The 26,061-nt window shown below is 43.3% G+C and carries 20 protein-coding genes; 12 read left to right on the top strand and 8 right to left on the bottom strand.

The features are described from left to right. Nucleotides 1-22: 22 nt before the first annotated feature. Both ACW689_RS02965 and ACW689_RS02960 read right to left on the bottom strand, forming a co-directional pair. Complete coding sequence (locus tag ACW689_RS02965) at nt 23-946, bottom strand: ion transporter (protein ID WP_476288411.1); 924 nt, start codon at nt 944-946, stop codon at nt 23-25. 17 nt (nt 947-963) lie between these two features. Next, nucleotides 964-3,642 (bottom strand): bifunctional acetate--CoA ligase family protein/GNAT family N-acetyltransferase, encoded by a 2,679-nt coding sequence (locus ACW689_RS02960; RefSeq protein WP_476288410.1) that lies wholly within the window; start codon nt 3,640-3,642, stop codon nt 964-966. A 233-nt stretch (nt 3,643-3,875) separates the two neighbouring features. On the opposite strand from ACW689_RS02960, the gene ACW689_RS02955 reads away from it, so the two are divergent. Beyond that, entirely contained in the window at nt 3,876-4,589 is a 714-nt protein-coding gene (locus ACW689_RS02955; RefSeq protein WP_476288409.1) for an SIMPL domain-containing protein, read from the top strand. Here the strand turns inward: ACW689_RS02955 and ACW689_RS02950 are convergent. The 3 genes from ACW689_RS02950 to ACW689_RS02940 form a co-directional block, all read right to left on the bottom strand. Further along, on the bottom strand, nt 4,574-5,338 hold the full coding sequence (locus ACW689_RS02950) for a substrate-binding periplasmic protein (RefSeq protein WP_476288408.1): 765 nt from the start codon (nt 5,336-5,338) through the stop codon (nt 4,574-4,576). The two genes, ACW689_RS02955 and ACW689_RS02950, sit on opposite strands and share 16 nt — an antisense overlap. A gap of 107 nt (nt 5,339-5,445) precedes the next feature. After that, a complete protein-coding gene (locus ACW689_RS02945; RefSeq protein ID WP_476288407.1) occupies nt 5,446-5,952 on the bottom strand; it encodes an NUDIX hydrolase in 507 nt (168 codons plus the stop codon). Between the two features lie 113 nt (nt 5,953-6,065). Beyond that, a complete protein-coding gene (locus ACW689_RS02940; RefSeq protein ID WP_476288406.1) occupies nt 6,066-7,118 on the bottom strand; it encodes an aldo/keto reductase in 1,053 nt (350 codons plus the stop codon). 198 nt (nt 7,119-7,316) lie between these two features. On the opposite strand from ACW689_RS02940, the gene dinB reads away from it, so the two are divergent. The 3 genes from dinB (at nt 7,317) to ACW689_RS02925 (ending at nt 11,739) form a co-directional block, all read left to right on the top strand. Beyond that, nucleotides 7,317-8,378 carry a DNA polymerase IV gene (gene dinB / locus ACW689_RS02935; protein ID WP_476288405.1) on the top strand — a complete coding sequence of 354 codons (1,062 nt, stop codon included), beginning with the start codon at nt 7,317-7,319 and terminating at the stop codon, nt 8,376-8,378. 76 nt (nt 8,379-8,454) lie between these two features. Then, nucleotides 8,455-10,134: a carbon starvation CstA family protein gene (locus ACW689_RS02930; RefSeq protein WP_476288404.1), complete on the top strand. Its 1,680-nt coding sequence runs from the start codon at nt 8,455-8,457 to the stop codon at nt 10,132-10,134. A 72-nt stretch (nt 10,135-10,206) separates the two neighbouring features. Then, nucleotides 10,207-11,739 (top strand): M17 family metallopeptidase, encoded by a 1,533-nt coding sequence (locus ACW689_RS02925; RefSeq protein ID WP_476288403.1) that lies wholly within the window; start codon nt 10,207-10,209, stop codon nt 11,737-11,739. A 62-nt stretch (nt 11,740-11,801) separates the two neighbouring features. Here ACW689_RS02925 and ACW689_RS02920 read toward each other — a convergent pair whose 3' ends face one another. Beyond that, nucleotides 11,802-13,487 (bottom strand): dipeptidyl-peptidase 3 family protein, encoded by a 1,686-nt coding sequence (locus tag ACW689_RS02920; RefSeq protein WP_476288402.1) that lies wholly within the window; start codon nt 13,485-13,487, stop codon nt 11,802-11,804. Between the two features lie 223 nt (nt 13,488-13,710). On the opposite strand from ACW689_RS02920, the gene ACW689_RS02915 reads away from it, so the two are divergent. Beyond that, nucleotides 13,711-14,550, top strand: a complete 840-nt coding sequence (locus ACW689_RS02915) for an HDOD domain-containing protein (RefSeq protein ID WP_476288401.1) — start codon at nt 13,711-13,713, stop codon at nt 14,548-14,550. A gap of 49 nt (nt 14,551-14,599) precedes the next feature. On the opposite strand, the gene rdgC is transcribed toward ACW689_RS02915, so the two are convergent. Both rdgC and ACW689_RS02905 read right to left on the bottom strand, forming a co-directional pair. Beyond that, on the bottom strand, nt 14,600-15,511 hold the full coding sequence (gene rdgC, locus ACW689_RS02910; protein ID WP_476288400.1) for a recombination-associated protein RdgC: 912 nt from the start codon (nt 15,509-15,511) through the stop codon (nt 14,600-14,602). A 101-nt stretch (nt 15,512-15,612) separates the two neighbouring features. Continuing rightward, a complete protein-coding gene (locus ACW689_RS02905) occupies nt 15,613-17,373 on the bottom strand; it encodes a sensor histidine kinase (RefSeq protein ID WP_476288399.1) in 1,761 nt (586 codons plus the stop codon). Between the two features lie 201 nt (nt 17,374-17,574). Here ACW689_RS02905 and ACW689_RS02900 point away from each other — a divergent pair, with 201 nt between their 5' ends. The 7 genes from ACW689_RS02900 to ribD all read left to right on the top strand — a co-directional run bounded on the left by ACW689_RS02900 (nt 17,575) and on the right by ribD (nt 26,054). Next, on the top strand, nt 17,575-17,943 hold the full coding sequence (locus tag ACW689_RS02900) for a response regulator (protein WP_476288398.1): 369 nt from the start codon (nt 17,575-17,577) through the stop codon (nt 17,941-17,943). Between the two features lie 308 nt (nt 17,944-18,251). Then, nucleotides 18,252-20,669 carry a bifunctional aspartate kinase/homoserine dehydrogenase I gene (gene thrA, locus ACW689_RS02895; protein WP_476288397.1) on the top strand — a complete coding sequence of 806 codons (2,418 nt, stop codon included), beginning with the start codon at nt 18,252-18,254 and terminating at the stop codon, nt 20,667-20,669. Nucleotides 20,670-20,680: 11 nt separating this feature from the next. Next, nucleotides 20,681-21,619, top strand: a complete 939-nt coding sequence (gene thrB / locus ACW689_RS02890) for a homoserine kinase (protein WP_476288396.1) — start codon at nt 20,681-20,683, stop codon at nt 21,617-21,619. Nucleotides 21,620-21,624: 5 nt separating this feature from the next. Then, nucleotides 21,625-22,908: a threonine synthase gene (thrC, locus tag ACW689_RS02885; RefSeq protein ID WP_476288395.1), complete on the top strand. Its 1,284-nt coding sequence runs from the start codon at nt 21,625-21,627 to the stop codon at nt 22,906-22,908. A gap of 242 nt (nt 22,909-23,150) precedes the next feature. Beyond that, nucleotides 23,151-24,407 carry a serine hydroxymethyltransferase gene (glyA, locus tag ACW689_RS02880; protein ID WP_476288394.1) on the top strand — a complete coding sequence of 419 codons (1,257 nt, stop codon included), beginning with the start codon at nt 23,151-23,153 and terminating at the stop codon, nt 24,405-24,407. Between the two features lie 85 nt (nt 24,408-24,492). Further along, nucleotides 24,493-24,942, top strand: a complete 450-nt coding sequence (gene nrdR / locus ACW689_RS02875; protein WP_476288393.1) for a transcriptional regulator NrdR — start codon at nt 24,493-24,495, stop codon at nt 24,940-24,942. Nucleotides 24,943-24,944: 2 nt separating this feature from the next. Then, nucleotides 24,945-26,054, top strand: a complete 1,110-nt coding sequence (ribD, locus tag ACW689_RS02870; protein ID WP_476288392.1) for a bifunctional diaminohydroxyphosphoribosylaminopyrimidine deaminase/5-amino-6-(5-phosphoribosylamino)uracil reductase RibD — start codon at nt 24,945-24,947, stop codon at nt 26,052-26,054. Nucleotides 26,055-26,061: the final 7 nt, after the last annotated feature.

Below are 26,061 nucleotides of genomic sequence, written 5' to 3'. Positions count from 1 at the left end.
AATGTTAGAACTGGCGTGATGCTCAGAGCTTGTTTCCGCAATGTTTGCAATAAAGCGCGTGAGCACGTTGGCTACTCATGATTTTTATTGCTTGGTTAGCTTCAGTATGACTTAGCCCTAATTCGACGCGCAGTATTTCTAAGTGCTCGCGCTCGGCGTCGTCTATCACACCATCACTTAGGCTATGCAGCACAGCTTCGTTAAACGCGTCGCGACGCTTGCGTAGCTGGTCGGCGAAACTAGACGCTAATAAGCCCGTTGGGATTGCCACCATGCCCATACTGAGTAAGGTGATCACACCACCAAAAAAGCGCCCTGCAGCCGTAATAGGCACAACATCCCCGTAGCCCACGGTTGTGAGCGTCGCCATCGCCCACCACATGGCCTGAGGAATTGAGCCAAATTTATCAGGTTGTACACCGTGTTCTAGTAAGTAAATTCCACATGACGCCATGATGAGTACCACAGACATAATAAAAAAAGCGGCCAGTAAGCTGCTACTCTCTTCTTTAAATGCTGCCAACAATAACTGCATAGCGCGAGAATATCGGGTGAGCTTAAAAATCCTTAGTAAACGAATAACGCGCAAAAAACGTAAATCAAAGGTGATAAACATCATCAGCAAGGTTGGTAAAATCGCAATTAAATCAATTAATGCTAAAGGAGAAAGAAAGTAATGAATACGCTTTTTAAGCGTGCCATATTCCAAATGCTTATATTCGATTTTATCTACGCAGCACCACAGTCGCAGTAAGTACTCAATGGAAAAAATACTCACAGACACTAACTCTAAATTAAGAAAGTGCTGGTGGTATTCTTTTGCCAGACTTGGCACAGACTCAAGCACAATAGCCACCACATTGATCATGATGAGTGAGATCAAAAATAAATCGATGTAATGACCCTGTTTTTGATATTTTCCGCTGCCTTCTAGTAGCGCAGCCATTTTTTCTCGATGGGTATTTAGCATAATGATGTTAATTGTAGTTGCATGTTAACGGTGCCTTCTTCGAAGTCACGGCTCACACTAAAACCTAATTTCTTTGATAGCTCAATCATACCGCTATTTTCAGGCAAGGTAATGCCTGAAATTAACTCAAGCCCTTGCTGTTTAGCATAGTCGATAATGGCAGACATGAGGATGGTACCAAGCCCCAAGCCTTGGCAATCTGAGCGCACGACCACCGCAAATTCAGCGCTGCTGTTATCAGGCTCAATGAGTATACGTGATACGCCCAATGTTCTATGGCTGCTTTTATGGGGTTCGCTGACAATAAACGCCATTTCTCGGTCATAATCTATTTGCGTCATTTTTGCTAACTGCTCATGGTTGAACTGAGGTAACTCGCCGAAAAAGCGTCGGTATCTGTCTTCCTTAGTTAATGATTGATCAAACTCTTGATGTGCTCGTTCATCCTCCGGACGAATAGGGCGAAGTATGGCATGACAGCCATTTTTGAGGGTGATCTGTTTAACCAAGTCCTTTGGGTAAGGGCGGATCACCAGTCGCTTTTTACCGAGTTGAGGTTGATATGGCGCAAGCGTTACATTGGCATCGAGCACTAAAAATTGGCCCGCACTAGCGAGGATTGGATTTAGCTCAAGGCTGATAATATCAGGTTGATCGATCACCAGTTGCGATACTCGCGTGAGTAAATCGCATAACTTATATTTGTCTACTTTGTCAGGAAGCGCGCGCTCTTTAAGAAAGCCTTTGTCTTGTGCTGCGGCAATCAAGTATTTGGCTAGATTCATATTCAAAGGAGGAAAAGCGACCGCAGCTTGCGAAAATGACAGCCCTGTTCCTGCTTCTCCTAATAAAATAACTGGACCAAAGTAGGCCTCTGTTTTCACTGCAATGCGAAGTTCTTGTGCGCCAGCTCTTGGTGCCATTTTCTGCAATGAGAAGCCCTCAATAGTGGCATCTGGGTAGGTTTGTTTAATACGCAGCAACATAGCAAAAGCGGTTTGTTCCACTTCTTCGGCATCATTGAGGTTGAGAACAACACCGCCAACTTCAGATTTTGATGCTATGGAGGGGCTGAGCAGTTTCAATGCAACTGGGAAGCCCAATTCGATGGCTTGCTCTTTTGCTTCACTTGGCGTCATTGCTACCTGTGTCTCTATGCAATTGATGTCATAGTGACTGAGTAATTGGCTGGCCAAATGCGTGGAGAGCTGTTTATGGCCTTGTTTTAGTAACGATTGGATATGGCGCTTAGCACTTTTATTGTCGATATTCGCACCATCGCTGGTGGATTCAGGCGTTTGTGTTAAGTGTTTTTGATTGCGACGATAACTGACTAAATGCATAAAAGCACCCACGGCACCCTCCGGGGTGCGATAGGTTGGAATTGCATTATCAGCGCAAATATCACGTGCTGCATAAGCCGCCTGTTCACCCATAAAGTTGGTCATCACAAACGGGCGTGACATTTTGGGGATTTTTTGTAATGTATCGGCGATTATTTTTGCATATTCTTCACTTGGCGCTAGTGCCGATGGAGTGTGAATGATCAATAAGTTTCTTACTTCTGGGGCTTTGAGTAATATCTCCAACGCTTTTTGATAACGAGACGGTGATGAATCACCAAATAAATCAATTGGGTTGGATGTCACATCAGATTGTGGGATCACGGCATTGAGTGCATCTTTGGTTTGCGCTTCAAGTTGTGCCAGCTTGCCCGAATTTTGCAGTAGCGTATCAACGGCCATAATGCCCGGACCGCCGCCATTGGTGAGTATGGTCAGCTGCTCGACTTGCAGTAATTTGGGGTGTAACGCCAAGGTTTGGGTCGCTGCAAACAACTCTCGTAAGTCGTTTACTCTCAACATACCAGCACGTTGGAACATCGCATCATATACGGCATCATCCGATGTTCGCCCGCCGGTATGAATGTAAGCGGCCTCCGCTCCAGCGTGCGTTTTGCCTGTTTTTATCACAATCACTGGTTTGCTAAAAGCAGCGGCTCTCGCTGCGGAAATAAAACGGCGTACATCGTCTATGTTGTCAATGTAGAGCAGGATGGCTTTGGTCTTGGCGTCTCGCCCTAGAAAGTCCAGTAACTCATCAAAATCAATACCAAGACAGTCACCGACGGAAATGAAATAAGAAAAGCCGATCCGTTTGTGTTGAGCCCAGTCTAAAATCGTTGAACACACAGCTGCAGATTGAGAAATGAAAGCCAGTTTTCCCTGTGAGGCGATTGTGTGCGAAAAACTCGCATTGAGGCCAATGTGTGGAATAAGCAAGCCCAAACAGTTGGGGCCGAGAATGATTATATCGTGTTGCTTAGCTGCCAGCTTTAGCGCGTTTTTTTGCTGATTACTTAACCCTGAGGCAATGATAATGACGTGTTTACAACCTAAGTTTCCTAACTCATGAATAATGTTTGCGAGGGTGTTTTTGTTGGTACAAAGTACGGCTAAATCAGGTACTTTTGGCAAGGCATTAATATTGGGGTAAGCCAGCACGCCGTGCACAGCGCTGTGCTTTGGTGATACAGGCATGATAGGGCCCTTGAATCCACCTTGCAGCAAATTACGCATGACTACATGGCCTGCACGTCCCGGTGTATTTGAAGCGCCAATCACAGCTACGGAACGGGGATTAAAAAACTGACCAATTTGCTTTATGCTCATGTGATGTCCTACTAACCGAACTCGGATAACTAAGTCTCAATAGATGGTAATGGTTTTTTTTGTTGAATTGGGTATACATCATGTGTTCAGTGACATGTCTGTATAATCCGCCTGAAAAGTTATTCAACATATTAAAACTCAACTACTTACACTCTAATCAGTTTTTAACTAATGGTCGAGCTGTAACGTATGAGACTTTGATCTCATCACTCAAATTTTGGAGTATTAAGCTTATGAAAGAAGCGCTCAGTAAACATTTTGGCGCAGCCTGTGTGTTGGCTGTGGGGGTGATCGTGAGTACGTGGGTGCTCTCAGGTACACTCAAAGATATGAAGTCAATGGAACGTACCGTAGAGGTAAAAGGTTTGGCTGAGCTTGAAGTTGCTGCCGACACGGTAATTTGGCCTGTTTTTTATAAAGATGCTGATAATGATTTAGAAGCGCTGGTCGCACGAATTGAAGAAAAAAACTCTGCGATCCGAGCCTTTTTAACTTTGCATGGCTTTAACGAGCAAGAATTGAGTTTGTCTGCGCCGTCGATCACCGATAAGTTTGCACAAGAATATGGGCAAAATGAGCGTGGCTTTAGGTATGTTGCCAAGTCGGGTGTAACGGTATTTAGTAAGCAACCAGACAAAGTGAAGCTTGCCTTGGCGCAGTTAAATAAGCTTGCCAAACAGGGCATTGCTATTACGCAAGATGATTATCAAAATCGCGTAGAGTATATGTTTACAGGGTTGAATGACATTAAGCCGAAAATGGTTCAACAAGCAACTCAAAAAGCCAGAGAAGTGGCGATGAAATTTGCTAAAGACTCGGACTCACAGCTAGGGAAGATTAAATCAGCAAGGCAAGGGCAATTTAGTATTCGCGATAGAGACAGCAATAACCCGCAAATCAAAACCGTTCGTGTTGTGACAAGCGTTGAGTATTATTTGTCTGACTGAGGCAAAGGCAGTTGCCAACGCTCAAGGATTTTGTTGTAGATACCTTGGCGTTTGATTGTGTTCATGCCTTCGCGTAGCGCCTTAATGGTGTTGCTGGGCAGATTCAGGTTGGCGGCTAACCATAATTCAGATGGGAAGTCGCCAAGGTGTAGTTTCTTTTCTAGCAAAGTGGGGTCAAGCCCGCTGTTGAGCACCTCATAATTGAGAGTCAGCGTATTAGTCATAACCAAGTCAGTACGTTTTTTAAATAATAATTGCCAAAGCTGCTGGTAATGGCTGACCAGTACAAGGGTATCATCTTCGGAGAAGCCAGCTTGGCGCAAATACTTTTCACTGGAGTAGCCGCGTATGGTGCTAACTCGGTACTTTTGCGCGCCTTGTAAATTCTCCGTTATGTGTTCGGCCGCCTTTAATCCAACTAAATATGCATCGGCAAAATATGTTTTTGCGAGCCAGTGAAATTGCGTTTCTCTAGATGGCGTTTTGAGTAAGGAAAGCATTAGTGCGTCAGGTACTGTTTGTAATTCTTTATAGGCCCTAGCCATCGGCACGATGTGAAACTGGCCCTTGAGTTGTGCCGCTTTTAACGCTTCTTGTACAATCTCAACTAAAGCCCCAGAGGTTTTCCCGTGTGCATTTTTAAAGTGATAAGGCGGTAAGTCTTCAGCATAAAAAGTTAAGCTGTATGTGGGCGTACAGAGAAAGACACAGACAGTGATAAAAATACAAATAATGCTTTTAAACGACATACAACCTCCGTTATGAGACCAACCATTGTAGATAAATTATGCTCAGAGGTATATGAATATTGACTATTGTGCACATAGCTTAGCCAAGTTTGTGCACAGTTGATAATTTACAATAACTTAGATTTGATTTCTTGTAGCAAAAACAACTCGCGAGTTAATGATTGTCCTTGTTTCTCGCTTTGTTCGAGGGTGCGTATGTTATGGACGATTGCTTCATCTATTTCCATCCAGACGGGTTTCATGCCGTTAGCTTTTTCGTATTCTTCCATTTTGGGCTGATCAAATTGACCGCAAATTTCGCACACAAAGCAATCAGAGACGATGTGAATATAGTCGTGCCCTGGCTTGTACCATTCTCGGTATTCCTCGTAGCGACCAAATGGAGTTACATTGATAATACTTTTAACGCCTGTTTCTTCTTGTAGTTCCCTTTCTAAGGCTTGTTCAATGTCTTCATTCTCATCAACGCCGCCACCTGGAAGCGAGTAATCATCATATCGTTGCGTGTAAAGCAGCAATATACGGCTGCCATTTAAGACGATGGCGCGTGCAGTTTGACGGGTAAAGCAGGTGCCCGATGTGGGTTTGTCGGGCGTAGTATTTAGTGGGCGCATAAGGTCTCACACAAGGTTACTTATGCGGGGATTATACGTAATCTGAGTCCTATAAAACAGATGCAGCAGTGTGGCAAAAGTTATACCTTTGCCACACTGGTTTGTGTATTTGTTTAAAACGGCGAAGGAAAACGTCGCAACCAGACATCGATGATATCTAGTTGTTGTTGGTCTAGCTGCAAATTAAAGGCATTCATATTTTCTTTGAGCTGCACCATTGAGGTTGCACCAATGATTGTTGACGTAACACCATCTACTTGATTGACCCAAGCAAGCGCTAACTGTGCAGGCGAAACTTTAACTTCTTGAGCAAGTTCAACAAATTCGGCAATAGCTTGATTTACCGCAGGTGTATCTCTAAATAGGCCGTTACGTTGCATCATACTCCAACGTGTACCTTCAGGCCTTGCTCCATTTAAATATTTACCCGTGAGTGAGCCTGCGGCTAAAGGTGACCATGGTAGATAAGCGATATCTTCATGGACACAGTTTTCAACCAAGTATGGCCAATCTTTGGTGTGTAATAAGTTAAATTCATTCTGAATTGAAACCGGTTTAGCGAGATTATTGTCGTTGGCTAGTTTCAGGTAGCTGTTGATCCCCCAAGTTGTATCATCAGATAAGCCCCAATGACGTATTTTCCCTGCGTTAATACAACTTTGTAGTGCTTCGAGAATATCTAGCATAGATGCCAGTTCTTGCTTGGTATTCACGTCTGTAAATTTGACAACTCCCGGCCAATGCTGCGAAAAATGTGGTGAGCGCCTGTTAGGCCAGTGTAGCTGATATAGGTCGATATAATCGGTTTGTAACCGCTTTAATGATGAGTCTACCGCTTCAATGACAGCTGCGCCTGTAATCGGAGAGCCATTTCTTACCCAACTTAAACCCGGTCCGGCAATTTTGGTTGCCAAGGTGACATCTTTTCTTTTCTCTTGATGTCGACCTAACCAATTACCAATGATGCTCTCTGTTGCACCATAGGTGTCGGGGGAAGGGGGGACTGCATACATTTCAGCAGTATCGATAAAGTTAACACCATGGCTAAGGGCATAATTGATTTGCTCGTCTGCATCATGCTGGTTGTTTTGTAAACCCCAGGTCATACTGCCTAAACAGACGCGAGATACTTCAAGTTGGCTACTGCCTAGTCGACTATATAGCATGTTAGATCCTTGTTTTATTCTAATATCAATCCGCAATAACAGTTAATCCTTCAAAATAGACCACTTAGTTAAGCTGATTGCTATAATTGTGTAATGCCAAGATTTTCCCAGTTTAGTTGATCCTGAGCATGAGGAAAAGTTGCACATTCTTGAAATTTGTGATGATATTTAACTGTATATAATTACAGTAAGTCAGTAATGCGTAAATTCATTCACATCGATATGGATTGCTTTTATGCCGCAGTTGAAATGCGCGACAATCCAGAGCTTGCCAATGTACCGATGGCGATTGGTGGAAATAGCCATCGCGGGGTACTTTCAACAGCAAATTACTTAGCCCGCGAATATGGTGTTCGCTCTGCGATGTCTAATTACCAAGCGAAAAAACTTTGTCCCCACTTAGTAATCGTGCCTGGGCGCATGGCTGTGTACAAGGAGGTATCACAGCAAATTAGAGCGATTTTTGCCCGTTACACGCACCTAATAGAGCCGCTTTCATTAGATGAAGCTTATCTGGATGTGACTGAATGTACGCTTTTTCACGGCAGTGCAACTCTGATCGCGCAACAAATTAGAGCGGATATAGAAAGTGAAACTGGCCTTACCGCTTCTGCTGGGGTGGCACCAATTAAGTTTCTCGCGAAAATTGCCAGTGATGAAAACAAACCGAATGGCCAATTTGTGATCACCCCAGATGAGGTTAGTGGCTTTATTGATACTTTGCCATTGAAGAAAATTCCGGGTGTTGGCAAGGTGACTCAGGAAAAACTACTAACTTTGGGGTTGCAGTATGGTTGTGATGTAAAGGCCTCTAGCGAAGACTTTTTATATCAGCGTTTTGGGAAATTTGGCTTAGTGCTTTGGCGTCGTTGCCAAGGAATAGACGAGCGACAAGTAGAGACTGAACGGGTACGCAAATCTGTCGGAGTAGAAACAACTTTTAATGAAGATACCAACGATATTGACGAACTTAAGCGAAGGCTAACACAAAAGCTGTATCCAGAACTGACTCGCAGGGCCGAGCCCTACATACAGAGCAGAGGGATGAGTAAGTTGGGAGTGAAAGTAAAATTCTTTGATTTTCAGGTGGTGAGCAAAGAGTGTCAATTGACTTACCTAGATGCAGATATACTGTGTACGCTACTTTGTGAATTACTAGAACGTTACCCTCATAAGCCGGTACGTCTAATTGGTATTAATGTAGGTTTATCACAAGAAAAAGATAATCAAGGACAATTGGGTCTATTCGATTGCGACTAAAAGGTGAGTGCATTATTTGTTTACTGTGTTAATTTCTAAAGTTTAATTTAGACAACAAAAAGAGCAGGAGCCTTGAATGCAGTCAATCATGATAGTGCTATTTGGTATAGCAGGTATGCTATTTGGCTGGTTTGTTTATTCCAAATTTATAGCCCAGAAAATCTTCAAAATGGATGACAACTTTGTCACCCCAGCACACGAACTCAATGATGGCGTTGATTTTGTGCCGACAAACAAAGTGGTGCTTTGGGGACATCATTTTACATCTGTTGCAGGGGCTGCGCCGATTGTTGGGCCCGCTATCGCCGTTTATTGGGGTTGGGTCCCCGCTGTGTTGTGGGTGGTGTTTGGCACCATCTTTTTTGCCGGTGTGCACGATATGGGGGCGCTCTGGGCAAGTGCTCGCCACAAAGGAAAATCGATGGGAGCGCTCTCTGAGAGTGTGATAGGTAAACGCACTCGTGCGCTTTTCATGATCGTTGTTTTTCTCGTCTTACTTATGGTTAATGCTGTGTTCGGGGTCGTTATAGCCAACTCTTTTGTTGCCAACCCAAGCGCCGTATTCCCAGCTTGGGCCGCGATTGTCGTCGCTTTGATCATTGGCCAGCTGTTAAAACGTCAGGTGCCTCTCATTCCTTTATGTGTGATTGGTGTTGCCATCTTGTATGCGACAATTTACATGGGGTCTGGCATGCCACTGGCATTGCCAACGGAATTGTTTGGGCTATCGGATAAAGCAAATTGGATAGTGATCTTATTTATCTATGCGGCGGTGGCTTCTTTATTGCCAGTTTGGCTGTTGCTACAACCACGAGATTTTATTAATGGTATGCAGCTGCTAGTTGGCTTGGTGCTGCTTTATGGCGCCGTTTTTGTGGTGATGCCTGATATCACGGCTCCTGCGTTTAATACGCAGGTTGCAGCACAAACACCAAGCATTATTCCGTTGTTGTTTGTCACCATTGCCTGTGGTGCTGTGTCTGGTTTTCACGGTATTGTGTCTTCGGGCACCAGCTCAAAACAATTAAATAAAGAGACTGATGGGCGCTTTGTGGGTTACTTGGGAGCCGTAGGAGAGGGTTCACTTGCTTTGATCACGCTGGTGGCGGTCAGTGGCGTGATGTTAGCGGTATCACCTGAGCAATGGCATGAGATCTACAGCCACTTAGGTGCCGGTAGTGTTGGTGCGTTTATTACTGGTGGCTCTAATTTGATCAGTAGTGGCTGGGGCATTCCGGCTGAAATTGCTGCTACCTTGTTGGCTGTGATGGTAGTACTTTTTGCGGGAACAACCATGGACTCGGGCGTGCGTTTACAACGTTACATCATTCAAGAGTGGGGTGATATTTATCAAATTAACTTGCTTAAAAATGGCATCGTGGCAACCTTCGTCGCGGTTGGCTGTTGTTTGTTACTAGCGTTTGGTGCCGGTGGGGCTTCAGGCAGCGGTGGTATGATAATTTGGCCCTTGTTTGGCTCTACCAATCAAATCCTTGCAAGCTTAACGCTACTGGTGATCTCGGTGTATTTGATTAAGTTAGGTCGCCCGGCAAAATACACTTTGATCCCCATGATTTTTGTGTTGCTTATGGCATTTTTTGCGGGACTGATAAAGTTGGTTGAGTACTATCAGCAAAGTAAGTGGCTTTTAGTCGGGCTTGATGTCATCGTGTTAGTTGTGAGTGTACTGGTGATGCTTGAGGCATGGTCGGTCATTAGTCAACATAAGCGTACACAAACGCAAACAGCACGGTAAGCGCGTTTACTAGCAAACTGTTTTTAAATCCCCCATAATCGGGCCTTTATAATGATAATCAAGGGCTCGATTATGTCTTTTCCTCGTGCACTGTCTTGTAACGACTTTATTAATGCGCAATCCGATGCGCTCATCGTTATCACTTCAGATATTAATAACTTAGGTGATGCGCGCTTAGATAGCGCAATTGCCCCCTATCTTGCCGTCGACGCGCGTATTGCTAGTAAAGCGTCGCTGGTTTTAGCTGGTGATTTACCAGGCAAGCGCCTGATCGTCTCACCAACAGGCCCACTAAACCGCGATTATGATGATGTACGTCGTGTATTTGATGCGGCAAAAAGTGCCATTGCTGAAGCGAAAGCGGCTGGCGTGACTGCACCGACCCTGTTAGTGGTTGGTATGCCAGAAGATGGCCGATACGAAAATGCTTTGGAAGTGGCTTATCTAGGTATGTGCCAGGCATTGTGGCAACCATTGGAAGCGCGTGAATATCGTGGCGAAAGCATCGAACCTGTTAAAGAAATTAGTTTGGTTGGGGCTTCAGAACAACAATGCCTGCAATTGAATGCCTTAGCCGCGGGTCACTATGCAGCGCGCGATCTTTGCGGTACCGAGCCTGAGCGTATGGCACCACCTAAATTTGCTGACTATTGTGTTGAGTTATTCCAAAACACCAGTGTAAGCACAGAAGTGATTTCTGATCTCAATACGATTGAGGAAAATTATCCGATGCTTGCCACCGTTGCGCGTGCATCGTACACAGTTGAACGTCATCACCCGCGCGTCGTTAAACTGGTTTACACCCCAAGTGACGAAGTAACACGTACCCTGATGTTTGTTGGTAAAGGCTTGGTTTACGACACAGGTGGTGCGGATCTTAAAGTGGGTGGCTTTATGGCGGGTATGAGCCGCGATAAAGGCGGGGCTGCTTCTGTTGCTGGTTTTATGAAGGCGGTAGCTGATTATCAGCCAAAGGGCGTAAAAGTGATTGCTTACCTTGCCGTAGTGCGTAATTCAATCGGTTCAGATTGTTTTGTACCAGATGAAATAATCACGTGTCGTGAAGGCTTAAAAGTACGTATTGGCAATACCGATGCGGAAGGGCGCTTGGCAATGGGTGACTTACTGAGTGAGATAAAAGATTTGGCTAAGTCGCAGGTGAACCCTGAGCTGTTTACCGTTGCAACGTTAACGGGGCACGCTGCACGTGCTGTAGGGCCTTACAGTGCTTATGTCGAAAATGGTCCAGCCAGAGCCGCAAAAGTGTCTCGTCAATTAGCAGACATTGGCGATCTATGGGCTGATGGGGCTGAGTTGTCGCGCAGCCGTCGCGAAGATTATGACTTTGTGAAGCCTCGCACTTTAGCGGATGATGTTTTATCAAGCAACAATGCACCGTCAGCAGTAACTGCACGCGGTCATCAATTCCCAATGGCCTTTTTAGCTATTGTGGGTGGTTTGGATAAGCACGGATGTGACTCACAGTTACCTATTCCGTATGTACATATGGATATTGCCGGTAGTGGGGTAGAAGGTGGAGATTGGCAGCACGGTAAGCCAACAGCAGCAACGGTGAGCAGTTTGTTTGCACGTTACTGCTTGTAATGAAACCACAAAAAAGGGCACTGAATGTGCCCTTTTTTAATATGTAATAACTGTGCTCAGAGCTATAGTCCTAACACTTCTTTACCTTGCTTGAAAGTAACATCCACAGGAATGTTTGCTTGCGCCAGCTTTTCTAAATCAGCTTTTAGCTCAGCTTTGATGTCACCATGAGTTGCAACTAGTTGGTCGACTTTTTGATAGTCGCCGTCACCTTGCAAAGTTAGGATCAGATTCGAAAGGCTCTTCATCGCAACCGCCATTTTGTCCATGTTCACCTTGTATAGGCCTTGCTCATCTTTAGAAAATGCACCTTGTTCTTTGAAGAAGTTAAAACGGATCATGTTCGCTTTACCGTGCGCACTAGACGCACCAAAACGAACCGAACGGAAAATACCAGCCATGAAAGTGACGTAGTAGTCTTCAATGGTACCTTCTGTGATTTCACCTTTGTTTAGTAGTTGTTCAACCATGTACAGACCTAAGATATCAGCTTTGCCTTCTTCAATCGCACTCGCGTGCTCTTGTAGTGATTGGCGAACAGTACCTTTACCTGTGATGGTGTTTTTTATACCTAAACCGTGTGCCACTTCGTGGAACATGGTATTAGCAAAGAACGCATCGAAAGTGATGTGCTTACGTTGTTCTGGGACAATAAGCTGGTCAGCAATGGGTAACAAGATTTTATCAAATTTTGCGCGCATTGCATTTTTAAGTTGTAAGCGACGCGTGCCTTTTTCAAGCTGAACTTGCTCGTCATTTGGTAGGTTGATGGCAATGGTTTTACTGCCGGCATTTGAGTGACCAGCATAGTAAATCACGTCGTAGGCATTAAGGTCTGCATCTGAACCAGGGACTTCTTGCTTATACTTGTCATCAACAGGTAAACCAGTTTGTAGCTCAGGTAAGAAAGCTGCGAACTTAGCTAAGCGCTCACTCCATGCTAAGTCTTTTACTAGTACATACGATTCAAAACTTGCGCGATAGCCAAACAATTGATCTTCGTACGTTTCAATAGGTCCTATCACCACATCGATTGGATTATTTTTCATATCCATCCAAGCGAAATCGGAAGTTTGGTAGCTATTGTTGACTAAAGCATCAGCACGCAGAGTTAGGTAATTTGCGAATTCTTTGTCTGCCGCCAAAGCACTGGCTTCGCGTAACAGTTTTGCAGCGGCATTGAGTTCATCGCTGTAAATCGTTGAATAAGGGATACTGTACAATTTACCTTGTTCATCACGTTTGATGATTGAATACAGGCCTTGTTTATCCTTCACATCAGCGTTATTTAGCTCTTCTTTGGTTACGTCATGCGGGTAAAATTCAGCCCCTAATGCTTTTTCTTCAAAGCTGGTTAAAAATACCTTATCGCCGTCAAGTCTATCCCAAGGGCCATAGTTAATATCTGCATAGGTGCGTACTTTTTCATTTGAGATACGGCTTAGGAACGTGCCTTTGTCCATGCCAAAGCTTTGCTTCCAAAACAGATCATCCATAATTTTAGAGGCATCAATTAACTTACCGATCATTTTTTTCTGATTGTCAGATAAATGTGAAAGGTCAGTTTTTAAAGTTACCTCTGTGTAGATATCTAGACGAGATTGTGGGGTATTAGTCAGGGTGTAATTAGTCGTTTGTTCTTGTTGTTTTGTTGCTTTAGTCGCAGTGTTGTTAGCTGGGTCTGAACAGGCGCTCAGCGCCATAGTGCCAGCAACCATGAATGCAAGGCTGATCTTTGAAAGTTTCATGCTGCTCTCTTTTTTGTTATTGGAGTGAATACAGAGTGCTTACTTTACCTTATTCGAAAGAAATATTCTGCAAAGTAGAGAGGCAATTTTTTTAAAACCAAATAACTAACACCTAGTAGCAATATTTTTGACCCATTTTCTTAACTTTATCGAGATGTTAGACAATACTAAAGGCATATAACAAAAACGATTTTATGCTTCCTAACTAGTTTGGAAAGAGTCTATGTCAACAGAGAATGCCTTACTTACAATTCTTATTGATAGAATCAATAATGATACTTTGGTTCTACCTACATTACCTGATGTTGCGGTAAGAGTTCGTCAGGCTGCGGATGACCCTGACGTCAACTTGATGCAAATGGCTGACGTTATTTCGCATGATCCTGCCTTATCAGCACGTATGATAAAAGTCGCAAACAGTGCCTTTATGGGACGCTCGGTGAAAGTGAATACGCTGAACCAAGCGGTGACTCGCATTGGTTTACGACAAATCAAAAATATTGCCACTGCAATGGCCATGGAGCAGTTATTTGTATCAAACAATAAATTGATCAAAACCTACATGGATAAGGCATGGCAAAAAACATTGAAAGTTGCTTGCCAAGCAATCACCACGATGAGCTTTTATCTGAGAGTTAATAAACACACATCATTGAATAAAGACACTATTACGCTGGCTTCGTTGGTTTTTAACATTGGCGTCTTGCCCATTTTAACTGAAGCGGAGCGTCACCCAGAAGTGTTTGCCAATCCAAGTTTTTTAGCTCATGCAATACAAAAGTTAGCGGGAAGAATTGGTGGTGCAATTATGCGAGAATGGGGCTTTACGGATGATTTTGTTGAGGTGGCTGAAAGCTGGTCCAACCCGAATTACAAACCTGAGCATGATTGCTATGTAGACTTCATACGAGTAGGAGCTATTTTAGAAGGGATACTGCAAGTTTCTGATAAAGCAGCTTCTTTACAAGTCTATGAAGAAAAAGGAATCATTCGCTCTGTAGATATGTTTACTACGGATGAGTATCAAGAAATACTCGAAGATGTGAAAACGATGTTTGCTTGATGATAGATAAGGCCAGTAACGGCAATCAATGCCGCTCTGGCCTACTTATTTATTCCATATCTGAGCTATCGCCTATGCTCTGTGTTAACTCTTCTAGCAGCTCTTTGATTTCTTCACTGACCAGTATAAAGTCGGCATCTAATTTAACTGCCATGTCTTCTTTTGGAATGTCGGCATTTTGCTCTTTCAACGCGTCGGCGTAACTGAGGCGTTTTAAAGAACCGTCATTTTGCAAAATGAACTTCACGCGCTCTCGCCAATCGAACGCAAGCTTAGTCACGCGCTTGCCATTATCTAAGTGGCTTTTGATTTCATCTGATGATAAGTCATGTTGTTTAAGTTTAACTTGTGCGCCATTATCATCTGGTTCTTGAAGCTCTGCATCATTGCCAATCGCAAACCCTTCTGGAGATTCAAACTTTGTTAACCAATCAGTTAAAAATACATCTAAGTCGTAGTTGGCAAATGCGGGCACAACAGGCAAAGTACCTAGCGACTTTCTTAGTAGCGCTAGTAACTCTTCTGCTTTGTTGAAGCTGCCACTATTGACTATCACCCAGCCATTCTCTTGATCGATAAAAGCAAATTGTAAGCTAGATTTTTTAAATGCTTGCGGTAGTAATGTGCTCAGAATGTTTTCTTTTAGCTCATCTTTTTCTTTTTTCTTTACGGGGCGATTTTCTTCACGCTCAATTAACTCAACTTTTTCAGCAACTAAGTCGTTAATGACCGCCGCTGGCAGTACTTTTTCTTCACGCTTGGCACAGACGAGAATGCTATTTTGTGAAAAGTGCGACAAGCTATTACCATGTTTGCCAAGTGCTTTGGTCCAGCCAAAGGTACTCATATCTTGGCTGCCACAAGGTCTAAATACATCTTGCTCTAACGCTTTTTCAAAGTCTTCTTGATTGTATGAAACGTCTTGCTTAAATCGATAACAGATCAGGTTACTAAACCACATATATTGAGTATCCGTGCTTAAAAATAAGAGTGCATGATAACAATAATTTTTAATGAAAGGGGAGTGCGAAGCACAAACTTTGTTTTTCGCACCGAAGTAGATTATTCAAACATACTCATTGGCGCTTGCATGTTTTTAGGAAATTGAATGTGGTAAGTCAGTCCTTTGCCTTCTTCACTGCTCACTTCTATTTCACCATTCAAGGTTTGTTTAACCAAGTTTAAAGTGATATGAGTACCAAGGCCACTGCCCCCTTGATCACGCTTTGTGGTAAAAAATGGGTCAAATAGCTTCTCTAGTTGCGCTTGACTAACACCGCGTCCGTTATCTTTATAAATTATTTTTACGTCATTGTGATCATCGGTAATTTGAATATCGATTTCACCTTTATCTATGCCGTCAAAACCGTGTATTAGTGAGTTCATGATGAGATTGGTAAATATCTGACTAATGGCCCCCGCAGGCAAATTTAAGATTAGATCATCAGGGCACTCTATATTGATACTGTGTTTAGTTTTCTTGATTTTTGGATGCAGTGAGCGGACCACCTCAGATAAGTACTCTTTGAAGTTTATTTTTCTTACCGCTTCACTTGCTTGGTCTACGGCAATTTGTTTGAAGCTGGCAACAAGCTCTGATGCACGATCAAGGTTGGTGGTTAACAAACTGGTACTTTGCTTGGCTTCATTGATAAATTCTTCCAACGCTTTAGGAGACAACGTTTTGTTTTGGTAGGCCTCTTCTAACTTATTTAGTCGCTCTTGTAAGAAAGAAGTTGCGGTTACGCCAATCCCAACGGGTGTGTTAATGTCATGGGTAATACCTGCAACAAGGCCACCTAATGCGGCCATTTTCTCAGAACCTACTAGACGCTCTTGCGCCATATTGAGCTCGTCTACATAGCGCTCTAGCTCTTTTTGTTTTGTAAGCAGTTCTTGTTCAGTCTGACTGCGTAAATCAACCTCTTCGGTTAATACAAGCTTTTGCTTTTCAAGCTCATATTTTTGCTGCTGTAAGTCCATCATCGCTTGGCTTAAGTTGGAAGTCTTACGCGCTACTTCTTGTTCTAATTGCAAGTTATGCCGGTCTAGTTTTTCGTTACTTATCAATAACTCTTTTTGAGTTTGATCGAGTTGTTTTCGATATTCAGACACTTTATCGATGAGTTTATTAAACGCCTCTTCCATGACTTTTAACTCATTGCGTTCAGTGGTCCCTATGTCAATCTTTCTACCATCAATGTCATCTAATTCTATATCCTCAATCTGATCGGTTAAATCTGTTAAAGGCTCCGTGAGCAACCGACGAAACGCAATTAAAAACAGAATGATCAAAAATGTGGTTTTGATCATCGCATTTCCAATCAAGAAGTAAATGGAGATCATGATACGACTAAATACCACTTCCCGTGACGAGAACAAGGTAACATCACCAACTTGGGTAGCGCGCCCAGAAAATTCGAATATCAGAGGGAATGTGTAGCCAAATAAACCTGATGGCGTATCTTCGATAATGGCTTCTTCTTGCACTAATTGTTGGCTGTAGAGCTCGTGAATATCCAATGAGCGGCCAAGTTGGGAGATGATCTCTCCACTATCATCGCGCACAATAATCCCTTCAATCATGGGAATGGCTAACAGTCCTTCAGCAGTTGTAACGGTTTGCTTGGTGTTTAGCTCCCAAATTGCACGTGTAAGACTGCGGCTAAACGTTTTTTGCAGCATGGTAAGTTCGTTGCGAATGTAGTCTTTGGTGTTGACGTATTCTGCAATGACCTGTCCACAGGTGACGACAAACGTGAGTAGGAAGTAAACCGATAGCACATTCGTGAGTAGCTTTTTTGATAGGCTTTTTTGCAGCATGAATGAACCTTGGCTCCACAAGTTTAAGTTTTTGTAGTATGGCTATTGATAAACTTAGCTAATAAAGGTTTAAAAATAAATAAATATTTGCCTTTTTAGCGATAAATGCTGTATTGATGTAAATGTTTCTTATTGTGATTACTGATGCAAACGAGTTGTGTTATAAATGATGTGTTTTGCAAATAATAGATATAAAAAATAATGGCTTATTCAATTTTAGTTTGTGATGACTCCGTTGTTGCTCGCAAACAAGTGATACGTAGCCTCACAAGCTCGCTAGACGTAAATATAGTGCAGGCCAGTAACGGACTTGAGGCGTTGGAAATTCTGCGTAATCAGTCTATTGATTTACTGTGCCTCGACTTGACTATGCCTGAAATGGATGGAGTGGGGGTGCTTCAAAGTATAAAAGCCGACCCGCGTATCGAGACCTTCGTTGTGGTTATTTCCGCAGACATTCAACCCGCTATGAAGCTAAGGGTGAAGCAACTCGGTGCAATCACGTTTTTTGAAAAGCCAGTGCAAGCTGAGTTGTTGATCAAGCTATTACATCAATATGGGATCCGTTAAGCACTTCATTTACACCTAAATAACCTTTTAGCCCGTAAAAATTGAAAATGCTCGCTTTGTTGCATAATTATTTTATTGGGAAATAGTTAACTTGATATTTTTGCATATTACATGCTTGCTTTTGTTGTTGACAGGGTGCCTGTTTTTGGGGCAAGCTAAATAACATGAAAACAAATTTTAACACTACGACCATTATTACAACCACCATCCAATCTGGATAGTGGCATAGGTCGGTGCGTAATAGGAAAGGCCTGTGTTCACTACGAACACAGGCCTTTTTTCGTTTTAGGAATGAGGAAAAATTAATCATGCGTGTTATGAAGTTTGGTGGTTCGTCATTGGCGGATTTTGAATGCCTTAAACAAGTACAAAATTTAATTTTAAATCAAGCGGGTCAAGAAGCTTTGATTGTGTTGTCGGCGCCCGGGGGCATGACGGATCAACTTGTTGAACTTGCTAATTTTGCTGAGCAAGGTCAGACCTTTGAAGAGCAATGGAAAGCCCTTGAAAAGCGAGCACTAAGTTTGCGAGAGCAAGTGGAAGATTTGTACGGTCATGTGGAAAACTGGCCAGCTTTAACCGAGTTAAAAGACAAACTGACAGGTGTTCAGTTGTTAAAGAATTGCCCTGACTCAGTGCGTGCGTATGTGATCAGTTTTGGTGAACGAGTAAGTGTCGCCTTAATGCAAACTATGCTTGGCTCTTCTCAAGCAAGCTATCTAGAGGCCACGGAGTGTGTGGTGAGCCATGGCGGTTATTTGGATGCCGAAGTTGACTTGCAACTGAGTCAACCCAAATTTGCCGCAGCAATGAACGCGAAGCCAAACAAGTATTACATTATGCCGGGTTTTACTGCGAGTAATACGCGTGGTGAATTAACAACTTTGGGACGGAATGGTTCTGATTACTCAGCGGCTGTTGCGGCTGCTTGTTTGAGGGCTGAAGTATGTCAGATTTGGACTGATGTGGATGGTGTGTACAATGCTGACCCTCGTTTTATCAAAAAGGCAAGCAAGGTGGATTGGCTTTCTTACAAAGAAGCCATGGAACTTTCCTATTTTGGTGCGAAAGTATTACACCCTAAGACTATCCTACCGTGTGCTAAGTTCTCGGTGCCTTGCGAAATTAAGAATACCCATAATCCAGACGTTGCTGGTTCTGTGATCAGCAATGAGCGTCGTGGTGACGAAGCGGTTAAGGCGCTATCTAGTTTAGAAGATCTTGCGATGCTGACAGTATCCGGCCCTGGTATGAAGGGGAAAGTCGGCATGGCTGCCCGCGTATTCAGTGCGCTGGCAAACGATAATGTGTCGATTGTATTGATCACACAGTCTTCATGCGAATTTAGTATCAGTTTCTGCGTACATGAGGTTGATTTAGAGCTTGCGCTTAATGCACTTGAGCAGGCTTTTGAACTTGAAGCGCAGGCGGGGCTAATTGAACCTGTACAAGTGCAAAGAGAGCTAGCTATCGTCACACTCGTGGGCGACAACATGAAAGCACATAAAGGGTTGGCTGCTAAGTTCTTTGCATCACTGGCACAAGCGCAAGTGAATATTGTCGCGATTGCGCAAGATTCAACAGAAAGTGCTATTTCGGCTGTTGTTGATGGTGCTTTGTGTAATGATGCAGTCAAAGTGTGCCATGAGAACTTTTTCACGCATATTCCATCTATCGACGTGTTCTTGTTAGGTTGCGGTCTTGTTGGTCAGGAATTGATCAAACAATTAGAAAAGCAACAGGCATGGTTAGAAGCGCGTAACATAAAACTAAATTTATATGGTGTTGCTAATTCGAGAAAGCTTTATCTTAATGATGAAGGCGTACCATTTGATACATGGCAGTCAGAGCTAGAAGCGCAGCAGGAAGGTTTTTCTCTGGCGCGTGTAGAATTATTCGTCAAAGCTAACCACCTGATAAATCCAGTCTTGGTTGATTGCTCATCTTCACAAAACTTGGCAGATCAGTACTGTGATTTCCTCAATGCGGGTTTCCATGTTGTTGCTGCGAATAAGAAAGCCAATACGGGAAGCTATGAGTACTATCAAGCGCTGATGAATGCAGCACAAAACAAGCAGCGCAAATTTTTGTATGAAACAAACGTTGGCGCGGGTTTACCCGTGTTAGATAACTTGCAGCTACTATTTGGTGCAGGTGATGAACTATTATCTTTCAACGGTATCCTTTCTGGTTCATTGTCATACATGTTTGGTGCATTGCAAGATGGCCTAACTTTGTCACAAGCGACTGAAAAAGCCAAAAGCAATGGTTTTACCGAGCCTGATCCAAGGGATGACCTATCGGGCACGGATGTGGCGAGAAAGCTGTTGATCATCGCTCGCGAGTCAGGTTTACAGCTTGAACTCAGTGATATTGAAGTTGAAGCCGTCGTGCCAGAAGAGTTTGCAAGGGATAGCTCGGTTGACGAGTTTATGGCACGCCTACCAGAGCTTGATGCTGCTTTTGCCGATAAAGTACAAAGTGCGGCAAATGAAGGCAAGGTGCTTCGCTATGTGGGTAGCATTGATAACGGTCATTGCCGTGTAGGTATCGAAGCGGTGGATAAAGCGCATGCGCTTTATGATATCCGTGATGGTGAAAATGCCTTGGCTATTTTAAGTCAGTACTATCAACCTCGCCCATTTGTTATTCGTGGTTATGGTGCGGGTGCTGAAGTCACATCTGCGGGTGTATTTGCAGACATTCTTAAAACATTATCCCGCTAGGAGTTGTATCGATGATCACTGTTTACGCACCTGCATCGGTCGGAAATTTTTGTGTTGGCTTTGATTCTTTGGGGGCGGCGCTAGCACCCATTGATGGCACATTGCTCGGTGATGTGGTGCACATTGAAGCTGCACAGCAAGATGCATTTAAGTGTGTTGGCCCATATGCAGATAAGTTGCCGGGAGATGCGAAAGACAATTTGGCATTTCAATGTTTAGAGCACTTTAAAGAACATATTGCACCTAATATGCCTGCGGCTCTATTAACTTTAGAAAAACGTTTACCGATTGGCTCTGGACTAGGCTCAAGCGCTTGCTCTGTGGTGGCAGCATTTGTGGCACTAGATAAATATGCACAAACGAATTTATCACAAGCAGCCATGATTGAATTGATGGCTGATTTTGAAGGCAAGGTGAGTGGGGCGCGCCACTACGATAACATCACACCTTGTTACTTGGGTGGGCTGCAATTAACGGCTGACTTAGTGCCGAATAAGGCGCTTAAGCTACCGGTTAATGAAGATTGGTATTATGTGGCGGCTTACCCTGGGTTTGCATTGAATACGGCCAAAGCAAGAGGCGTGTTACCCGCACAACTTGCGACACATGAAGCGGTGCTTTTTGCTCAGCGCCTGACAAGCTTTTGTATGTTACAGCAAAGTGGGCGTTTTGATGAAGCGCTGTTGTTAATGCAAGATGATATTGCTGAGCCGCATCGCCAATCTTTAATTACGGGGTTTAGCGATGCCAAAGCAGCCTTACCAAAAATTGGCGCTGAGCTTGTCAGTATCTCTGGCGCAGGTCCAACTTTATTTACTATTTGTAAAACGCTAGAAAGTGCTCAGCAATGTCAGCAATGGCTTGAGCAAAACTACATTAATGAACTTGGCTTTAGCCACATCTGTAAACTCGATAATTTAGGCACGCGTGCCATTCCTCAAGGAGCTTAATAACAATGCAATTGGTTAACTTAAAAGATGAATCTCAAAAAGTATCGTTTACAGAAGCGGTGAAAACAGGCCTAGGTCGTAATCAAGGCGTATTTTTTCCAACAGATTTAACAACCATGAGTAATGTTGATGCTTTATTGGACATGCCCTTTGTAGAACGTAGTACACAAATATTGTCTCACTTAATTGGTGATGAGTTACCTGCAGATACGCTAGCGTCTATGGTCGAGCGTGCGTTTAACTTTCCAGTGAAATTAGCTCAAGTGGATGAAAATAACTATTGCTTAGAGTTATTTCATGGTCCAACGCTTGCGTTTAAAGACTTTGGTGGTCGCTTCATGGCTGAGTGCATCGGCCTTTTCAATCAAGGTGAGCGCGTTACAATTTTAACGGCGACGAGTGGTGACACTGGGGCAGCCGTCGCTCATGCCTTTTACAAAAAACCAAACGTTGATGTGGTGATCCTCTATCCTGAGGGCAAAATTTCGCTAGCGCAGCAAAAACTGTTTACTACTTTAGGTGAGAATATTCATTGTTATGCAGTGGAAGGGAGCTTTGATGACTGCCAAGCGTTAGTGAAGCAAGCTTTTTTAGATGATGAAGTAAAACAAAAACTAGGTTTAAACTCGGCCAATTCCATTAACATTAGCCGTTTATTAGCTCAAGTATGCTATTACTTTGAAGCCCTTGCACAATTACCAGAAGAGAAAAGAGCGGATGTACATGTGTCTGTACCAAGTGGTAATTTTGGTAATGTATGTGCGGCCATGATTGCCTCCGTTATAGGCTTACCCGTGGAGAAGCTGTCTGCGACGACCAATCAGAATGATACGGTACCGCGTTATATAGAATCAGGACAGTGGGCACCGAATGCAACAATTGAATCATTATCCAATGCAATGGATGTGAGTAAACCTAATAATTGGCCTCGTGTGCAATCTATGTTGGATAGCAATAAATTCGATAAACATGATTTTTATTCAAGTTCAGTATCTGAGCAACGAACGCAAGAAGTCATGCGTGAAGTGGCTGCAAAAGGTTATATTGCCGAACCTCATACGGCAATTGCTTATGAGGGACTTACAGAAGATAAGCAAACACAAAGTACTGGGATTTTCCTTGCGACGGCTCATCCAGCAAAATTCAAAGAGTCTGTGGAGCAAGTGCTTGGACAGAAAATTGAGATGCCTCAAGTATTGCAAGATGCATTAGACAAAGAATGCTTGGCGCAACCGATGACTGCTGATTATGACAAATTGAAAGCCGCAATATTTGCTAAATTACTTTAATTTAGTTGCTTTAAGTGGCAGTCTCCTGACTGCCATCTATATTACTCACATTTAAATAGTTAATTTATCTCTTTAAAACTCATAAATATTTCAAATGTTAATGATAAAAAAATATCATTATTTTAATACTGTGAAATAATTTCAATCCCTGTTTAAATATGCTCATACCAATAGCATAGGCATTGCGCGCTTTTGAGCGTACAATACGGCTTTTATTATCTTACGTGCACCTAGGAGACCCCATGTTAGAACGTAACATGAATATTTCAGATTTTGATCCTGAATTGGCAAAAGCAATTGCGCTTGAAACACAGCGTCAGGAAGAACACATTGAGCTGATTGCTTCTGAAAACTACTGTAGCCCACGCGTATTAGAGGCTCAGGGTTCTCAGCTTACAAACAAGTATGCAGAAGGTTATCCTGGCAAGCGCTATTATGGCGGTTGTGAGCACGTAGATGTGGTTGAGCAACTTGCTATTGACCGTGCTAATGAGTTGTTTGGTTCTAACTATGCAAACGTGCAGCCGCATGCGGGTTCTCAAGCAAACGCGGCGGTATTCCAAGCGCTATTACAGCCTCATGATACTGTTCTGGGTATGAGCCTAGCACATGGTGGTCACCTCACGCATGGTTCTCACGTTAACTTCTCAGGTAAAACGTATAATGCAGTGCAGTATGGTTTGAATGAAGAAACTGGCGAAATTGACTACGCCCAAGTTGAAGCACTTGCACTTGAGCACAAGCCAAAAATGATCATCGGTGGCTTCTCAGCATACTCAGGTATTGTTGATTGGGCCAAGTTTAGAGAAATCGCGGACAAAGTTGGTGCATATTTACTGGTAGATATGGCGCACGTTGCAGGCCTTGTTGCCGCTGGTGTATACCCAAGCCCGGTTCCACATGCGCACGTTGTTACAACTACAACACATAAAACACTTGCGGGTCCTCGTGGTGGTTTGATTATTTCAGCTTGTAATGATGAAGACATCTATAAAAAGCTAAACAGCGCTGTATTCCCTGGTGGTCAGGGTGGTCCTCTTTGTCACGTTATCGCTGCTAAAGCGGTTGCGTTTAAAGAAGCGTTACAGCCTGAATTTAAAACTTACCAGCAGCAAGTTGTTAAGAATGCACAAGCAATGGTAGAAGTATTGCAAGAACGTGGTTACAAAGTCGTTTCTGGTAAAACGGACAACCATTTATTCTTGCTTGACCTAATTGATAAAGACATCACAGGTAAAGCGGCTGATGCTGCATTGGGTAATGCTTACATCACAGTAAACAAAAATTCAGTACCAAATGACCCTCGTTCACCGTTTGTGACATCAGGTTTACGCATTGGTTCTCCAGCGATTACGCGCCGTGGCTTTAAAGAAGCGGAATCTAAAGAGTTGGCAGGTTGGATCTGTGATGTTCTAGACAATATCGAAGATGAGTCTGTGCAGGCTCAAGTAAGAGAAAAAGTGAAAGCTATCTGCGCTAAATTGCCAGTTTACGCATAATTTCACTCACAAAAACGCCATTTTTTGTTATGATTAAGGCCGCTTTTATAGCGGCCTTTTTGTATGATTTCTAAAGTGAACCAATATGCACTGTCCTTTTTGTACCGCAAAAGATACTAAAGTAATCGATTCTCGTTTAGTGAGCTCTGGCCATCAAGTTCGTCGCCGCAGAGAATGCATCGAATGCCATGAGCGATTTACCACATTTGAAAGTGCGGAGTTGGTCATGCCACGAGTGATCAAGCAAGATGGTTCTCGTGAGCCATACAATGAGGATAAACTGATCAATGGCTTAGCACGCGCTTTAGAGAAGCGCCCTGTGAGTACAGAACAAATCGATGAAGTGATCCACGAAATTGAATCAAAAATCCGCGCGACAGGTGAGCGAGAAGTATCAAGTCACTTAATTGGTGAATGCATCATGGATGCCCTGAAAAGATTAGATAAAGTAGCTTATGTACGCTTTGCTTCTGTTTATCGTTCATTTGAGGACATACGGGAGTTTGGAGAAGAAATCGCAAGGCTGGGTGATTAATCATGTTCAGTGAGCAAGATCAAAAGTATATGGCATTGGCAATAGAATTGGCGAGAAAGGGCCGATTCACAACGACGCCAAACCCGAATGTGGGTTGTGTTATTGTTAAAGATGGCAATATTGTTGGTCAAGGGTTTCACCAACGAGCTGGTGAAGGGCATGCGGAAGTGCATGCACTCAATGCGGCAGGGGAAAAAGCACAAGGCGCAATCGCTTATGTAACATTAGAGCCTTGCAGCCATTACGGACGCACACCTCCTTGCGCGGAAGGTTTGATTAAGGCTAGTGTAAAACGTGTTGTCGCTGCTATGGTAGACCCTAATCCACAAGTGGCTGGAAAAGGCCTTGCGATGTTACAAGCCGCTGGGATTGAAACCGCGCATGGGTGTCTTGAAGAAGATGCAAGAGCACTCAATAAAGGTTTTTTAAAACGTATGGAGCAGGGGCTCCCGTATGTAACTTGCAAATTGGCCGCGAGCTTAGACGGAAAAACGGCGTTAAAAAATGGCGTAAGTAAATGGATCACAGGACCCGATGCACGTAAAGATGTACAGCGCTTTCGAGCTTTAAGTTGTGCGATTCTAACGGGGGCAGATACCGTGCTTATGGATGATGCCAGGTTAAACGTGCGTGAAGGTGAGTGTGATATAACGTTACCCAACGGCATGTCTTTAAGGCAACCTTTGCGTGTAATTATTGACTCTCAAAATCGTTTAACGCCAGATCTTGCTTTATTTCAACAGCCATCTCCAATATTAATTTTTCGCACTCGTCTTGATAATAAGCAACAATGGCCTCATTTCGTTGAGCAAGTATTGATAGAGTCTGAACAAAACAAAGTCTCATGTCAGGCTGCACTTGTTGAATTAGCTAAGCGCGGCGTCAACCATGTGTGGTTAGAGTCGGGGGCGACACTTGCGGGTGTTTTTGCAAAACAGTCACTAATTGATGAATATGTACTTTATCTCGCACCAAAGATAATTGGCTCGACTGGACGAAGTTTATTCAATTTACCCGAACTGACAGCAATGGAAGACGTTAGCCAACTTGAATTTGTCAATGTAGAGAACGTAGGCGACGATATTCGTATTATCGCTAAACCAAGTAAATAAGAGGCGA

It is taken from the genome of Pseudoalteromonas sp. ABE4_541 (assembly GCF_056312285.1).
Note: the sequence above shows the minus strand (reverse complement) of the source record. Positions and strands in the feature narration are given on the sequence as shown.